Genomic DNA, 15,326 nt, shown 5'->3' on the forward strand with positions numbered 1-15,326 from the left:
GTCAACGCCAGCTGGCAAGCAGCTCTTCAAGCGTCGCGCGATCCCGTTCGTCCAGACGGGCGAGCCCCGGGGCTCGAACCGGGCCAACCCTGAGGCCCAGTATTTCCATGGCTTCCTTCACCACCGTCACGTTGGCGCCGTTGCGATAACGCGTCCGCAACCGTTCGAAGAGCTCGATCTTTTCAACGATCTTGCGTGCCGCTGAAAAATCGCCCGATGTCAGGGCCTCATGAACCTGCAGCGAGAATTGCGGAGCGACGTTGACGAGGCCGGACGTGAAGCCGCGCGCGCCCACCGCCGAAAAGGCGGGCGCCCAGCTTTCCGCGAGACCGCAGACATAAAGAGCCCCCTTCGGATCGGAAGCGGCAATGGCGCGCGACAGAAGCATGATGTCGGTCGTCGCGAACTTGATGCCTGCGACATTCGGGTGGCTGGCAAGCCTCACCATGTCATCGACCGAAAAACCGTCGGCGCGGACATAGGCCACCAGCGGCAGCTCGCTACCGTCAGCCAGGCCGATGAAATAGTCGATCTGCGATTGCGGTGCCGCAAAGGGGTCTACCGGCTGATGGGACATGACGGCGGATGCGCCCATCTCCCTTGCCCGGCGCGCCATGGCGAGAGCCTCGCGCTGCGAGCGTCCAATCGCCGCCGTGACCGGGGCTTTGCCGTCAACGCCTCTTATCGCGGCTTGGTAGACGCTGAGAATCTCGTCCGGTGTCAGGGCGTAGAATTCACCCGTATTGCCGGCGGCAACGATGTTGTGGATACCCGCCCGCGCAACGCGGGCATAGACCTCGGTGGTGACACCGATATCGACTTCCCCGCCTGCCTCGTAGGCTGTTACGGGAACGCCGGAGATGCCGTGCAGAGCCTGGCGAAAATCAAATGTCGTCATCAACTGGTTTCCTTGAGATGAAAGCGTCTTCAGATGGAAAACTTGTGTACGGCTGCCCCCGCGACAGGCGCATCAAAGGCAACAAGCGTGCCTGGCGTGGAAATCCCGTCCGTCTCGGTGACGAGACTTGTCAGATAGATCGTCTTGAGATCCGGGCCGCCGAAACACGGCATGGTCGGCCCCTTGAACGGTAGCCTGTAGATCTCGAACAGTTCGCCGTCCGGCGAAAAGCGGTTGAGACGTCCGGCCTGAACGCCGGCGCTCCAGTAACAGCCTTCGCAATCGGTCGCCGCGCCATCCGGCCTGCCTTCGTCCGGCGCGAAATCGTGAAGACGTTCGGCCGGACCGAGCCTGCCCGTCGCGACTTCGAAATCGAACGCCTGATACATCAGCCCGCTGCTGTCTGAATGATACATGCGCCTGCCATCCGGGCTCCAGGCAAGCCCGTTTGACGTGAACATGTCGCCATCGATGATGCGTTCGACGCCGCCATCCGGCGCGACGCGATAGAGCCGCGCATTGCCTGTCTGTATGGCGGCCTCATCGCGGGTCCCGACCCAGAAATGGCCATCGGGGCCAACCTTTCCGTCGTTGAGGCGGCTGTCGGGCCGACCTTCGTCCGGGTCGCACAGAAGTTCAAGTTTTCCGCTTGCGGGATTAAGAAGATGCACGCCGGTCTTCAGGCCCGCCACGATGAGGCCATTGTCGCAAAGACCGAGGCAACCCACCTCAGCGGGCATGTCGTATCTGTCGAGCTTGCCGCCCGGATGCAGGCAGAAAATGGCGGGGGCGAGAATATCGACGAACCACAGATTGCCGGTCCGTTCATCCCATGCCGGTGATTCGCCGACCTTCAACGGCGTGTCGATGAGGGAGCGGAGTTTCGGTTCCATGATACGCGGCTGGCTCACTGATTATTCTCCATCGCCCTGTATGGCTTGCCCTTTGAAATGCGGAAAAGGTTCTAGCTGCCGACGCCCTGAAACATGCGGGCGCGGGCCTTCAGGATGTGGTCTTTCATCGCGTCATGCGCAGCCTGTTCCCGCCGCGCAAAAATCGCTTCCACGATTGCGGTATGTTCGTTCTGCACCTCGCGCACATGTTGCGGCGTGCGCTTGAGGCTGAGGCTGCGTGTCACCGACTGGCCGATCGCGAAATGCGGCTTGAACCAGATCCGCACGGTGATGTGGAACTGGTTATGGCTTGCTTTGGCAATGGCTTCATGCAGGGCGAAGTCTTCCTCCGCACCAAGATCGTTGCGCTCCAGACACTGTTCCAGCGCCGCAATGGCCTGTTCGATGCGGGTTTTGTCGGCGGCCTGCCAGTTGCGCGCCGCAAGTTCGGCCGCCGACGATTCAAGGCCGGACCGGAACTCGAAAAAACGCTGCACGTCGGCAAGCGAGCCGACAGGCACCTGCTGCAACACGGACGAATCCGGCTGCTGGCGCACATAGGAGCCGGACCCCTTCTGGGAGACGATGAGTCCGTCGTTTCGCAGCCGCTCCAGGGCTTCGCGAACGACCGGCCGGGATGCGCCGAACAACGACGCCAGATTCTGTTCCGATGGCAGCCTTTCGTTCACGGGAAACCGCCCGTCCGAAATCATGCCGATGATCTTTTCGTAGATGATGTCGCTCAGCCTGGTCTCGCCTCGAGCGGCGGCAGATGCGGTTTGATTGTCCATCAGCAGCCCTTCCGTTGCAAATCGCTGAAGTTAATGGGTTTCCTGCATTTCAATCGCAACAGAAATACCGGGGTTTTTGTGAGCGAGGGGGCTGTCCTAACCGATTTTTTCTTCAAGCCTGATCCTGAAAACCGGTCTACGAATAAAAAATATGTAAAAATCTGTCAATACTTGTAATCATCTGAAAACGCCCATATGGTCTGCCCCTGCCGATGGAGGATCGGCGTGCTGGCTGGCCGGGAGGGCCGTTGCGGTTCGGTGAAAGCCGTCTCGCTGCCGGTGATTTTTTGGGAGGATAATCGATGCGCGATGGCGATGCATTTTCACTGGGCGTGACGCGCCGGACCTTCATGGCGGGGCTTGGGGGCGTCGCCGCCCTCTCCGTCATCGGGACCTCGGCCAGGGCTGCCACCGGCAAACAGGCGCCGGAACTGGAGGCGCTGGTAAAGGACGGCAAATTGCCGCCTTTGGCCGAGCGTCTGCCGAAAAATCCGATGGTGGTGACACCCCATGAAAAGATCGGCACCTATGGCGGCACATTGCGCCGTGGCCTGCGCGGCTCGTCGGACCATAACGGCATCCTGCGCATGGTCGGCAATCAGGGGCTGGTGCGCTGGAACATGGATTTCACCGAGGTTCTGCCGAACCTTGCGGTGAAATGGGAGGTCAACGACGATGCCTCGCAGTTCACCTTCCATTTGCTGGAGGGTGCGAAATGGTCGGACGGCCACCCCTTCACGGCAGATGACGTGGTATTCGCCATCGAGGACTGCATCAAGAACAAGGAGCTTTACAGCGCCACGCCAGCCCAGCTTTCCGTTGCGGGTGAGGCGGTCGATGTCGAAAAGATCGACGATTTCACGGTAAAGTTCAAATTCGCGGCGCCGAATGCGCTCTATCTGGAAAACCTCGCCACGCCGCTCGGCCAGCATCCGACGCTGTTTCCGAAGCATTATTGCAGCAAGTTCCTGCCGAAATACAACACGGCGCTGGATGCCGATGTGAAGGCTGCGGGCGTATCGAGCTGGACGGAACTGTTCCGCGCCAAATGCGGCGATATCGAAATTCCATCCCGCTGGTCGAATGTCGACAAGCCGACGCTGGACCCCTGGGTGGTGAAGGAACCCTATTCCGGCGGCGCGACACGGGTGGTCATGACCCGCAACCCTTACTTCTGGCAGGTCGATACCGAAGGCAACCAGCTGCCCTATATCGATGAAATCAACTTCGGCATTTCGCAGGATGTCGAATCGCTGATGCTGAACGTGATTTCGGGCAAGATCGACATTCAGGAGCGGCATATCAGCGTTCTCGCCAACAAGCCCACCCTGTCGCAGAACATGAAAAAGGGTGACTACCGCCTGCTGACGCTGGTGCCTTCTGCTTCTCAACAGTGCCAGATCTACCTGAACATCACCCACAAAGACCCGGCGATGCGCAAGATGTTCGCCGACAAGTCCTTCCGTCAGGCGCTGTCCATCGCGCTCAACCGGCAGGAAATTATCGATATCGTTTATTTCGGCCAGAGCGAAGGGTATCAGGCCGGGCCACGCCCGACACATCCCTGGTACAATGAAAAGCTGGCGCGGCAATTCACCGAATACGATGCGGACAAGGCGAACGATCTTCTCGACAAGGCCGGTTACGACAAGAAGAACGGCAACGGCATGCGGTTGCGGCCTGACGGCCAGCCCGTCTTCTTCTCGATCGACGTCATCCCGACGCTTTATCCCGATCTGGTCGATGCGCTGGAGCTGGTGAAGGCGCAATGGGCGCAGATCGGCGTCGACATCAAGGTCAACACCATCGAACGCGCGCTTTATTATACACGCGGCGATGACAATGCCCATGATGCCGCCGTCTGGCCCGGCCCCGGCGGTCTCGATCCGATGCTCGACCCGCGCGATTTCTTCGCCTTCCATCCGCAGGGGTCGCGTTACGCCATTCCGTGGGCGCTCTGGTACACCTCGAATGGCCAGAAGGGCGAGGAACCGCCGGAAAGCCAGAAGAAACGCTTCAAACTGTTCGATGAGGCGCGTTCAACGGCCGACCTTGCCAAGCGCGGTGAGAAGATGAAGGAAATCTTCGATATCGCGGCGGAAGAGTTCGAGACGATCGGCCTCTGCCTTGCTGTCGGTGGTTTCGGCATCATTCGCAACAATCTGCGCAACGTGCCCGAGACCGAACCCGACAGCTGGTCGTGGCCCAATCCCGGCCCGGCGCTGCCGCAACAGTTCACCTTCACAAGCTGACACCACCATATGGGCGTCGCTGCCTCATCGCGGCGACGTCTCTCAGGTTGTTTCCACCGCCCACAATTCGTCTCCCTGGTTGGAAGGCGGCGGGTGCGGTCCAATGTGATTGCGAGAACGACATGCTGCTTTTTATCGTAAAACGCCTGCTGTGGATGATACCGTCCCTGTTTGCCGTCAGTTTCCTTGCCTTTGTCCTGATCCAGCTGCCGCCCGGCGATTATGTGACGACCTATATCGCCACCCTGGCCGCCTCCAACGAGGTCATCGACCACAATACGGCGGCGCAGCTGCGTGAACGCTTCGGTCTCGATGACCCGATGATCGTGCAATATCTGAAATGGATATGGGGCATCATCAGCCGCGGTGATTTCGGCATTTCGTTCGAATGGCAGCAGCCGGTTTCCGGCCTCATCTGGGAGCGCATGGCGCTGACGCTGGTTCTGGCCGTCGCCAGCCTTCTCGCCACCTGGGCCATCGCCCTTCCGATCGGCGTTTTCTCCGCCGTGCGCAAATATTCGATCGGCGATTATCTCTTCACCGCCTTTTCCTTTTTCGGCCTGTCCATACCGTCGTTCCTGCTGGCGCTGGTGCTGATGTATGTGGCGGCGGTGGAGTTCGGGGCTGATGTCGGCGGCCTGTTTTCAGCCGAATATGAAACGGCGTCCTGGAGCATCGCCAAGATGATGGACCTGATGGCCCATATCTGGCTGCCGGTCGCCATCCTTGCCGTGTCCTCCACCGCAAGCCTCATCCGTGTCATGCGCGCCAATATGCTGGATGAATTGCCCAAGCCCTATGTCACCACCGCGCGGGCAAAAGGCTTGTCGGAGTTCAAGCTGCTGACGAAATATCCGCTCAGAATTGCGCTCAACCCGTTCATCTCCACCATCGCATGGCTGCTGCCCAATCTCATTTCGGGCTCCGTGGTGGTCGCCATCGTGCTCAATCTGCCGACGGCTGCACCGCTGCTTCTGCAGTCATTGATGGCGCAGGACATGTATCTCGCCGGCGCTTTCGTGCTGTTGATCTGCGCGCTGACGCTGATCGGTTCGCTTATCAGCGACATCCTGCTTGCGCTGGTCGATCCGCGCATCCGTCTCGAATAGGAGGGCGCCATGAGCGATATCACCATGACCACCAATGCCCGGCAGGACCGCGCCGCCGTCGCTTCGCAGTGGCAGCTCATCTGGTGGGCCTTCAAGCGCCACAAGCTGGCCATGGCCGCCCTGTTCATCACCATCGCCATGTATATCGTCGCGCTAGTGCCCGGCTTCTTCGCCATCAACGATCCGGTGCTGCAGAATGCCCGCGCCACCTTCCACCCGCCGCAGCGTGTCCACTTCATCGATACGACCGACGGTTTTTCGCTCGGACTGCATTATTATCCGCTGAAGCTGACCCGCAATCCCGAGACGCTGGCGGCGGTGTTCGTCGAAGATACGGCCAAGAAAATCCCGGTCCAGTTTTTCGGTCGCGGTTACGAATATTCCGTGTTCGGCCTGTTCACCACGGATATCCATCTGCTGGCCTCCACCGATAAAACACGTCCGCTCTTCCTCTTCGGCGCGGATCGCCTCGGGCGCGATGTTTTCAGCCGTGTGGTGCAGGGTGCGCAGGTCTCCCTGTCCATCGGTCTTGTCGGCGTGTTCTTCTCGTTGCTGCTCGGCGTCGTTCTCGGCGGCATTTCAGGCTATTACGGCGGCCGCATCGATTTCGTCATGCAGCGCGTGATCGACTTCGTGCTATCGCTACCCACCATTCCAATCTGGCTGGCGCTGGCCGCCGCGCTGCCGCAGGGCTGGCCCGCCACGCTGCAATACATGATGATCACCATCATCCTGTCCCTGACCGGCTGGGCGCAGCTTGCCCGTGTCGTGCGCGGCCGGTTCCTGTCGCTCAGGACCGAAGAGTTCGTGGCTGCAGCGCGGCTGGATGGCGTGCCGGAAGGGCGCATCATCTTCCGCCACATGCTGCCGAGCTTTTCGAGCCATATCATCGCTTCGGTCACGCTTGCGGTGCCGGCGATGATCCTTGCGGAAACATCGCTGTCCTTCCTCGGTCTCGGTCTCCAGCCGCCGACGATTTCCTGGGGCGTTTTGCTTCGCGAGGCGCAGAATATCCGCTCGATTGCAACCGCACCCTGGCTGTTCCTGCCCGGTGTGGCGGTCGTCATTGCCGTCATGGCGCTCAATCTGCTCGGCGACGGCCTGCGTGACGCAGCCGACCCCTATAACAAGTGAGGCCCCGGATGAGCGACATTCTCTCCATGAAGCCAGCCAAGCCGCTGCTTGAAGTCCGCAATCTGGTCACTGAATTTCCGGTCAGGAACGGCGTTTTCCGGGCGGTCAACGATCTGTCTTTCTCCATCGATCCCGGCAAGACGCTCTGCGTCGTCGGCGAAAGCGGCTCCGGCAAATCCGTCACCGCCCGCTCCATCCTGCAGATCATCGACAGCCCCGGCCGCATCGCGTCCGGGTCGATCATCCTCAACCGCGCCGATGGCACGTCTCTCGATCTGGCAAAGCTCGATCCGCGCAGCCGGGCGATCCGCTCGGTGCGCGGCGCAGATATCGCGATGATCTTTCAGGAGCCGATGTCTTCGCTTTCACCCGTGCACACCGTGGGTGACCAGATCACCGAGGTCCTGCGGCTGCATCTGAAGATGAGCAAGGCGCAGGCGCGGGCCGAGGCCATCGAGTTGCTGCGGCAGGTGGAAATCCCTAACCCTGAAAAGGCGCTGGATCGTTACGCCTTCCAATATTCGGGCGGCATGCGCCAGCGAGCCATGATCGCCATGGCGCTGGCCTGCAAGCCCCAACTGTTGATTGCCGACGAACCGACGACGGCGCTCGATGTGACGACGCAGGCTGAAATCCTCGACCTGATATCGCGGCTGCAAAAGGCGCATGGCATGGCGGTGCTGTTCATCACCCACGATATGGGTGTGGTGGCGCAGATTGCCGATGACGTGCTGGTCATGCATCACGGCGTCGCCAAGGAATATGGCACCGTCGAGCAGATATTCCACAGCCCGCAGGATCCCTATACCCGCATGTTGATCGGCTCGGTGCTGAAACTGGAGCAGAAAGCGGAAATCCGGCTTGCCCGCCCGCCGCTCGATCTTGCCGCAGCGCCCATCCTGGAGGTCAACGACCTCTCCATGCATTTCGGCGAGATGAAGGCGCTGGATGGCGTCTCGATCAAGCTGTTGCCCGGCGAGACGCTCGGCATCGTCGGCGAAAGCGGTTCCGGCAAGACCACGATGGGTCGCTCCATCATGCGCCTTTACGATCCGACCGGTGGCGAAATGCGCTATCGCCGGGCGGATGGCACGGTGGTCGACCTCGCCAAAATCGATGGCGCCGAGCTGAAAGCCGCACGGCGCGAATTGCGCATGGTGTTTCAGGACCCGTTCGGCTCGCTCAATCCGCGCATGACGGTGGCGCAGGTGATCGGCGAGCCGTTGCTGGTCAACGGCATTGCCAGGGGCAGGGAACTGGATGAACGCGTCTGCGCCCTGATGGAGCAGGTGGGGCTCGACCCGACCGGGCGTGAGCGTTACCCGCATGCCTTTTCGGGTGGCCAGCGCCAGCGCATCGGCATCGCCCGCGCCATAACCCTGAAGCCGCGCATCATCGTGGCGGATGAGGCGACCTCGGCGCTGGATGTTTCGGTGCGGTTCCAGGTGCTCGATCTGCTCATGCGGCTGCAGGACGAGCTTGGCCTCGCTTACATCTTCATCAGCCACGATATCGGCGTCATCCGCTACATGTGCGACCGCGTCGGGGTGATGTATCGCGGCAAGCTGGTGGAAGTGGGAGAGGCGGAAAAGGTCTGTAACGCGCCGGATCACCCTTATACGCAGGCGCTTCTTTCCGCCATTCCGCGCCCCGACCCACGCGACCGGGATCGCACCCGAAGGTTCCGCTACGTCGAACCATCCGAAGTCAAGAACGGGGCCGTCGCGCGATAGCGCCGGGCCTGTTCGTTCTGCCATTCATGAGGAAGACTAAAGCATGAAAATCGATCGCATGCGGGTATTCGTCACCCGCGACAAGGACCGTCCCCGCGTTGTCGTCGCTCTCGATACCGATGACGGTCTCACTGGCTGGGGCGAATGTTACAATCACGGCCCTGATCTCGCCCTGCCGCCGTTGCTGGATTACCTCTACGGCTTTCTTGCCGGGCAGGACCCGACGCGGGTTGAATATCTCTACAATCTCCTTCTGCAGCAAAACCGTTTTCCGCCCGGCGCGCTTGGTCTGTCGGCCATCTCGGCACTGGACCATTGCCTCTGGGACCTTGCTGCCAAGGCGGCGGGGGTGCCGGTCTACAAGCTGCTGGGCGGCGAAGTGCGCGACCGTATCAAGGTCTATGCCGGGGTCTACACGGCTCCGGACGCGCCAGCTGCAAAGGAAGAGTTCGATCGTCTGAATGAGGACTGGGGCTTCACGGCCTTCAAGCTCAGCCCGTGGCGCCTCGATATCCACGCGCATCGCTGGGGCGAGGTGGTGCGCAGTTCGGCCGAATATTTCCGCTCGCTTCGCGAGACCGTGCGGCCCGATTACGATATCGCCTTCGATGCCCATGCCAAGATTTTCGAACCCGCGTCCGCCCGCCAGCTCGGCAACGCGCTTGCACCTTACGATCCGCTGTTCTTCGAGGAGCCGTTGCGTCCGGAGAACATCGAGATGTGGGGAGACCTGAAACAGGGGCTGAACTGCACGCTGGCAACCGGTGAAAGTCTCTATCATCGCAATGAGTTCCTGCGTCTTCTTCAGGTAAAGGGTGCGGATATCATCCAGCCTGATATCTGCGTCGTCGGCGGCATTTCGGAGATGCGTCGCATCGCCACGCTTGCGGAAGCTCATTTCGTCAGCATCGCGCCGCATAACCCGATGGGGCCGCTCGCCACTGCCGTCAACGTGCATTTTTCCGCCGCCCAGCAGAATTTCCGTATCCTCGAATATCGGCTGCCGAAAGGGCAATGCTACGTCTATGGCGGCACCGATCTGGAAAAACGCGAGGATGAAACCCGTTATGTCGTCGACCCCTATCTGCCGAAGGACGGATATCTGGAACTGAGGCCGGATCGCCCCGGCTGGGGTGTCGAGATGGATGAAAAAGCCATGCAGGAAGATGGTTATGTTCACTGGCAAAGACGGGTACCGAAACGGCCTGACGGATCCTATGCCTTTGCCTGAAACGGTTGCGATAAGCTGCGGGCCGCTTTCGGCCCGCCTGCGACCCGCATGGGGCGGCAGGATGACCCTTCTGCACCATGCCGACCACGGCGATATTCTGGTGCCGACAAGCGAGGAGGGTTTCGAGCCGCTCAACTGGCCGCGCGCCGGCGCATACCCGCTGTTTCCTTATCACAACCGGCTTTATGGCGGCTCCTTCGTTCATACCGGCGTTCGCCATGACCTCCTGCCACATCCCGCGCTCGCGCCGGATGCCATGCATGGGCCTGCTCACCGGCGCGCATGGGAGATTTCCGACCTGGATTCGGATCGGGCACGGCTGTTACTTGACTATGAGGCTGACGGGGAATGGCCCTTTTCCTTCCGCGCCGAACAGTCTTTTCTGCTTGAAAACACCGGCCTCACCGTGGACCTGTCGATCACCAATGTCGCGGATGTGGCCGCGCCGATGGCGCTCGGATGGCATCCCTATCTGGCTGCTGGCGTTGGTTGCGACGCGCGCACGGATGCCAGACTGCAATATCCGCTGGACCCGCAGAACGTGCCGACCGGCCAGCCGGCAGTCCCTCGCCACAACGCCGCCATTCCCGCTGCAACGGGATACACGTTGCATTACGCCGACTGGTCGAATGCGCATGTGCAATTTGACAGGTTTTCGCTGCGGATCGAGGCCGATCCCGTTTTTGGCCATCTCGCCGTTCACCGCATGGACCGCTATCTTTGCCTCGAACCCGTTTCCATGGCTGCCGGAGCGCTCGGCTTGCCGGAGATACAGCGGGAAGCGTCTGGCGTCAGGATCGTCCCGCCCGGCGAGCACCTGTTGGGACGCATCCGGCTTTCCGTCGGGCCCTGAGGAACACAGGGCGCATGAGAACGTCATGCGCCTGCGCCGCACTCCACTTTCAAAAAAAACGCCACATGCCCATATTTTGAGCGTGAAAAATCGTCGCTCAAAAATGCGCTTGACGTCGGTAAAAATTTCTCACCAAATGAACCAATATCAGATTGGTTCAGACAAATGGTGCGGCGTGGCAACAGGCCCTAACGACAATTCCAACTACGCCTTGGCGCGGTTGCGTGACTATATTCAGGCGAATCATCTCGCGAGGGATGGGCGTCTGCCGACGGAACGGGCCTTTGCGGAGACTTTTAACGTCGGCCGCCGTTCGATCCGCCGGGCGCTGGAGGTTCTGGAAGCCGAGGGCCTGATCTGGCGGCGGCAGGGGGCCGGAACCTTTGTGGGTGAAAAACCGGATGATTGGTCCGCCCAGCTCACGGAACTGGTCGCCGGAACGGATTTCATGGAAATCATGGAAGTGCGCCTGCGCATAGAACCGCAGCTGGCGCAGCTTGCGGCCATGCGTGCCAAACCGACCGAGGTGGAGCGCATGCGTGCGCTTGTTCAAAAGACCGGCCAGAGCACGGATGCCGACGCCAAGGAATTATGGGATGGCTCGCTCCATCGCCAGATCGCCCAGAGCGCCGGCAACAAGCTTTTCCTGTCGATCTTCGATGTCGTCAACCGCATTCGCCAGGACGATGCATGGCAGTCGATCCGCGAGCTTGCCCGGCGCAGCGGCACGAATGGCAGGGCGTCTTTCGAACAGCATATGGCCATTGTCGAAGCCATTGCCGACCGTGATCCGGCGCGCGCCGGTGAAGCCATGCGCCAACATCTTCTCATGCATCAGGAAAGGCTGATCCGCGCCACCTCGCTCGGCTTTCTGGAGGAAAACCCCGGGGAGGGCAATGCGGCCGAGGCCGATAATTCGCTGACCGAGGACTCCTGAGGCCACGGATGAAAACTGTCGTCCCGGAAGGGGCGGCCAATGACAAAAAGTCAAAATAACCAGACCAGAGGAACGAACATGAAAAAGATCCAGACACTGACTGCGGCGCTGCTCGCCAGCGCATTGCTGGCCGCACCGGCGCTATCGTCCGAATTGCGCATCGGCCTCAACGACGATGCCGATGTGCTCGACCCCGCGCAATCGCGCACCTTCGTCGGCCGCATCGTCTACACCGCCATGTGCGACAAGCTGGTGGATATCTCGCAGGACATGAAGATCGTGCCCCAGCTTGCCACCGAATGGGCATGGTCCGAAGGCGGCAAGGTGCTGACCATGAAAATCCGCGATGGCGTCAAGTTCCACAATGGTGAGACGCTTGATGCGGCTGCCGTGGTCGCGACCATCGAGCGCAATATGACGCTGCCGGAATCGCGCCGCAAAAGCGAGCTCTCCTCGGTTGAAAAGGTTGAGGCGACGGGACCGCTGGAGGTGAAATTCACGCTGAAGACGCCCGACGTTACCCTGCTGGCGCAGCTCTCCGACCGCGCCGGCATGATCGTTGAACCCAAGGCGGCCAAGGAACTGGGCGCGAATTTTGGTTCGAAACCGGTTTGTGCCGGGCCGTTCAAATTTGTCGAGCGTATCCAGCAGGACCGTATCGTGCTCGAGAAATTCGCTGACTATTGGGACAAGGACAAGGTCCTCGTCGACAAGGTCGTCTATCTGCCGATCCCCGATACGACCGTGAAGCTTGCAAACCTTCGCGCCGGCGACCTCGATATTGCCGAACGCATTTCGGCGTCCGATGCGGAATCCGTCAGGAACGACTCCAAGCTGACCTATGCCGATATAATCGGGCCGGGTTACATGGCCATGTATGTCAACATGAACAATGGCGCGCGTGCGGATAATCCGCTCGGCAAGGACAAGCGCCTGCGGCAGGCGTTCTCTTATGCCATCGACCGCGAGGCGATCGGCCAGATCGTCTTTGAAGGCACCTCCGAGGGTGGTAATCAGGCCTTCCCGCCCACAAGCCCCTGGTTCAACCAGAGCCTGCCGGTGCCGCCGCGCGATATCGACAAGGCCAAGCAGTTGATGAAGGAGGCGGGTTACGAGAAGCTCGACGTCGAGCTGCAGCACGCCAACAACACCACGCAGACGCAGATGATGCAGGTCATCCAGTCCATGGTGGCCGAGGCCGGTTTCAACGTCACCCTGAAGGCGACGGAATTTGCGACGCTTCTGTCTGAACAGACCGCCGGCAATTACCAGCTCAGCCGTTCCGATTGGTCGGGGCGTATCGATCCCGATGGCAACCTACACCAGTTCGTCACCTGCAAGGGCGGCATCAACGATGTGAAATATTGCAATCCTGAAGTCGACAAGCTGCTGAACGAGGCCCGCGCCTCGACAGAAGATGCGGTGCGCAAGGAAAAATACGATGCCGCAAGCGTCATCCTCAACGATGACATGCCGATCATCTATCTTGGCCACCAGCCTTATGCCTATGCCATTTCCAACAAGGTCAAGGGCTGGGCGCCGTCGCCCGATGGCATGATTCGCCTTCTCGGCGTTTCCAAGTACTGACAGCTTTGAACAGGTCGCACGGCTTGCCGTGCGGCCCCCAGCACCTGACTCAAACGGGGGCAATGCCATGCCTGTTTACATCGGCAAGCGACTGCTGGTCGCGATCCCGACGCTTCTCATCATTTCCATCTTCGTTTTTTCGCTGCAGAAACTCCTGCCGGGCGATCCGGTTCTCGCCATGGCGGGCGAGGAGCGCGATCCCGCGACGATTGAATTCCTGCGCGAGAAATATCGCCTCAACGACCCCGTTCCACTGCAATATCTCAACTGGCTGGGCGGTGTGGTGACGGGTGATTTCGGCATTTCGCTGCGCACCAACCAGCCGGTGCTGGAACTGATCGGCCAGAAGCTGCCGGTCACCATTCAGCTGGCTGTCATGGCGATGTTCTTTGCCATGGTCATCGGCATTCCCATCGGCATTCTCGCTGCCGTCAAGAAGAACACGTGGATCGACTACACGGCCAATATCGTGGCGCTTTCCGGCCTGTCCATCCCGAATTTCTGGCTCGGTATCATGCTGATCCTGCTGGTGTCGGTGAAGCTTGGCTGGCTGCCGGCATCCGGTTATGAATCGATCTTCGTCGATCCTGTCCGTTCCGTCGAAACCATGATCATGCCGGCCTTCGTGCTCGGCAACGCGCTTGCGGCAACGCTGATGCGTCATACACGTTCGGCCATGGTGGCGGTTTTGAGTTCCGATTATATCCGAACCGCCCGGGCCAAGGGGCTTTCGCCGCGTGAGATCATCCTGTCGCACAGTTTCCGCAACGCGCTGCTGCCGGTCATCACGCTGCTGGCGTTGCTCTTCGGCGAATTGCTGGCCGGCGCGGTCCTGACGGAGCAGATTTTCACCATTCCCGGCTTCGGCAAGATGACGGTCGATGCGGTGTTCACCCGCGATTATGCCGTCGTGCAGGGCATCGTGCTCTGCACCGCCGTTGGTTTCATCCTCATGAACCTTCTTGCCGACATTGCGTATGTCCTGCTTAACCCCCGCCTCAGGGCGACGATCTGAGGCTGATATCATGACCGTTTTCGATCAAAACCTATCCGTACCGGCGACACGGCAGGAAAGCCGCGCCTGGAAAAAAATGAAGCGCAACAAGTCGGCGCTTGTTGGCATGATCATTGTGCTGTTCTTCGCCGTGCTTGCCATAGCCGCGCCGATCCTGCCGATTGCAGACCCGGTTGCGACCAGCTGGTCGGCCATCCGCAAGGCGCCATCGGCTGCCCACTGGCTCGGCACCGATGATCTCGGCCGCGACATTCTCTCGCGCATGATCTATGGCGCCCGCGCCTCGCTAATGGCAGGTGTCGTCTCGGTGATGATCGCGGTCGTCATCGGCGTGCCCTTCGGCCTGATTTCGGGCTATTTCGGCGGCTGGGTGGATATGGTCATCTCGCGCATCACCGAAGCGCTGCTCGCCATGCCCTTCCTGATCATGGCGATCGCGCTCGCCGCCTTCCTCGGGCCGAGCCTCACCAACGCCATGATCGCCATCGGCCTTTCCGCCATGCCGATTTTCGTGCGTTTGACGCGCGGGCAGGTGTTGGCGGTCAAGATGGAGGATTATGTCGAAGGCGCGAGGTCCATCGGCCTCAACCATATCGATATCATGACCCGTTACATCCTGCCGAATGTCTTTGCCCCCATCATCGTGCAGGCGACGCTGACGGTGGCGACCGCCATCATTGCGGAGGCGAGCCTTTCCTTCCTCGGTCTCGGCCAGCAGGCGCCGGCGCCGTCCTGGGGTTCGATGCTGAACACCGCGAAGAATTTCCTCAGCCAGGCGCCGTGGATGACGATGTGGCCCGGCATCGCCATCTTCCTCGTCGTCATCGGTTTCAATCTTCTGGGTGATGGCCTGCGTGACGCGCTTGATCCGCGCGAAGCATGATTTTTTACAA

The 15,326-nt window shown here is 60.4% G+C and carries 13 protein-coding genes; 10 read left to right on the plus strand and 3 right to left on the minus strand.

What is annotated here, in order from left to right; all coding sequences use genetic code 11:
* Window position 1: 1 nt before the first annotated feature.
* Genes N434_RS17730 through N434_RS17740 form a run of 3 tightly spaced genes read right to left on the minus strand, consistent with a single transcriptional unit; the run spans window position 2 to window position 2,582 of the window.
* A complete protein-coding gene (locus N434_RS17730) occupies window positions 2–898 on the minus strand; it encodes a dihydrodipicolinate synthase family protein (RefSeq protein WP_110759614.1) in 897 nt (298 codons plus the stop codon).
* Between the two features lie 29 nt (window positions 899–927).
* Window positions 928–1,809: an SMP-30/gluconolactonase/LRE family protein gene (locus N434_RS17735; RefSeq protein ID WP_110759615.1), complete on the minus strand. Its 882-nt coding sequence runs from the start codon at window positions 1,807–1,809 to the stop codon at window positions 928–930.
* Window positions 1,810–1,862: 53 nt separating this feature from the next.
* Window positions 1,863–2,582 carry a FadR/GntR family transcriptional regulator gene (locus N434_RS17740; protein ID WP_065116820.1) on the minus strand — a complete coding sequence of 240 codons (720 nt, stop codon included), beginning with the start codon at window positions 2,580–2,582 and terminating at the stop codon, window positions 1,863–1,865.
* A 302-nt stretch (window positions 2,583–2,884) separates the two neighbouring features.
* On the opposite strand from N434_RS17740, the gene N434_RS17745 reads away from it, so the two are divergent.
* The 10 genes from N434_RS17745 to N434_RS17790 all read left to right on the plus strand — a co-directional run bounded on the left by N434_RS17745 (window position 2,885) and on the right by N434_RS17790 (window position 15,316).
* On the plus strand, window positions 2,885–4,834 hold the full coding sequence (locus N434_RS17745) for an ABC transporter substrate-binding protein (protein ID WP_110759617.1): 1,950 nt from the start codon (window positions 2,885–2,887) through the stop codon (window positions 4,832–4,834).
* A 122-nt stretch (window positions 4,835–4,956) separates the two neighbouring features.
* The gene (locus N434_RS17750) at window positions 4,957–5,943 is read left to right on the plus strand and encodes an ABC transporter permease (RefSeq protein WP_110759619.1); all 987 of its coding nucleotides are present in this window, start codon (window positions 4,957–4,959) and stop codon (window positions 5,941–5,943) included.
* A 9-nt stretch (window positions 5,944–5,952) separates the two neighbouring features.
* On the plus strand, window positions 5,953–7,077 hold the full coding sequence (locus N434_RS17755; RefSeq protein WP_110759621.1) for an ABC transporter permease: 1,125 nt from the start codon (window positions 5,953–5,955) through the stop codon (window positions 7,075–7,077).
* Window positions 7,078–7,085: 8 nt separating this feature from the next.
* On the plus strand, window positions 7,086–8,810 hold the full coding sequence (locus tag N434_RS17760) for an ABC transporter ATP-binding protein (RefSeq protein ID WP_181424008.1): 1,725 nt from the start codon (window positions 7,086–7,088) through the stop codon (window positions 8,808–8,810).
* Between the two features lie 43 nt (window positions 8,811–8,853).
* Window positions 8,854–10,041 carry a galactarate dehydratase gene (locus tag N434_RS17765; RefSeq protein WP_110759625.1) on the plus strand — a complete coding sequence of 396 codons (1,188 nt, stop codon included), beginning with the start codon at window positions 8,854–8,856 and terminating at the stop codon, window positions 10,039–10,041.
* Entirely contained in the window at window positions 10,028–10,894 is an 867-nt protein-coding gene (locus N434_RS17770) for an aldose epimerase family protein (RefSeq protein WP_110759627.1), read from the plus strand. Before N434_RS17765 ends, N434_RS17770 begins: the two co-directional genes overlap by 14 nt.
* A gap of 136 nt (window positions 10,895–11,030) precedes the next feature.
* Window positions 11,031–11,831 carry a FadR/GntR family transcriptional regulator gene (locus tag N434_RS17775; RefSeq protein ID WP_110759629.1) on the plus strand — a complete coding sequence of 267 codons (801 nt, stop codon included), beginning with the start codon at window positions 11,031–11,033 and terminating at the stop codon, window positions 11,829–11,831.
* A 78-nt stretch (window positions 11,832–11,909) separates the two neighbouring features.
* Window positions 11,910–13,418: an ABC transporter substrate-binding protein gene (locus N434_RS17780; RefSeq protein ID WP_110759631.1), complete on the plus strand. Its 1,509-nt coding sequence runs from the start codon at window positions 11,910–11,912 to the stop codon at window positions 13,416–13,418.
* 67 nt (window positions 13,419–13,485) lie between these two features.
* Window positions 13,486–14,433, plus strand: a complete 948-nt coding sequence (locus tag N434_RS17785; RefSeq protein WP_110759633.1) for an ABC transporter permease — start codon at window positions 13,486–13,488, stop codon at window positions 14,431–14,433.
* 10 nt (window positions 14,434–14,443) lie between these two features.
* Window positions 14,444–15,316 (plus strand): ABC transporter permease, encoded by an 873-nt coding sequence (locus N434_RS17790; RefSeq protein WP_181424009.1) that lies wholly within the window; start codon window positions 14,444–14,446, stop codon window positions 15,314–15,316.
* Window positions 15,317–15,326 lie beyond the last annotated feature (10 nt).

The organism is Rhizobium sp. UGM030330-04 (assembly GCF_003208455.1).
In the GTDB taxonomy this organism is placed as follows: Bacteria; Pseudomonadota; Alphaproteobacteria; order Rhizobiales; family Rhizobiaceae; genus Agrobacterium; species Agrobacterium rhizogenes_A.